Below are 530 nucleotides of genomic sequence, written 5' to 3' on the forward strand. Positions count from 1 at the left end.
GAGCAAATCCATAAGTTGATGGCAGGTAATGACTTATTAGTGCTGGCGCGCTATATGCAGATATTATCGTCAGATTTTGTTAAACGTTGGCCGATGCAAGTAATCAACATTCATCACTCGTTCTTGCCTGCGTTTGTGGGTGCAGATCCTTATCGTCAGGCTTATGATAAAGGTGTTAAGCTAATTGGCGCAACAGCGCACTATGTGACTGCTGAGCTTGATCAAGGCCCTATCATTGAGCAAGATGTACACCGTGTGACCCATCGCCAAGGAGTAACAGAATTACGTGCGATTGGACGTGATATCGAACGCAATGTATTGGCTCGTGCTGTCAATTGGCATGTGCAAAACCGTGTGATTGTGGCAGGTAACAAGACCGTGGTTTTTAACTAGTAAAATTCAGTAAGAAACCAGTTCAAAAGTAAGAAAGGCGGTTAGTAACTGTTGCCACTAACCGCCTTTCTTATGAAGATATATTTTATATCAGCATTTCCAAAACAAACTTACTACCCACAAAGCCAATCGCTAAC

General features: G+C 42.6%; 1 protein-coding gene. It reads left to right on the forward strand.

Features of this window, described 5'->3' with window-relative positions; all coding sequences use genetic code 11:
- Positions 1-393: formyltetrahydrofolate deformylase (locus ACS8FC_RS20625; RefSeq protein ID WP_439298155.1), on the forward strand; the 393-nt coding region annotated here is incomplete at its 5' end.
- Positions 394-530: the final 137 nt, after the last annotated feature.

The sequence above is a fragment of the Psychrobacter sp. 1Y4 genome (genome assembly GCF_051847555.1).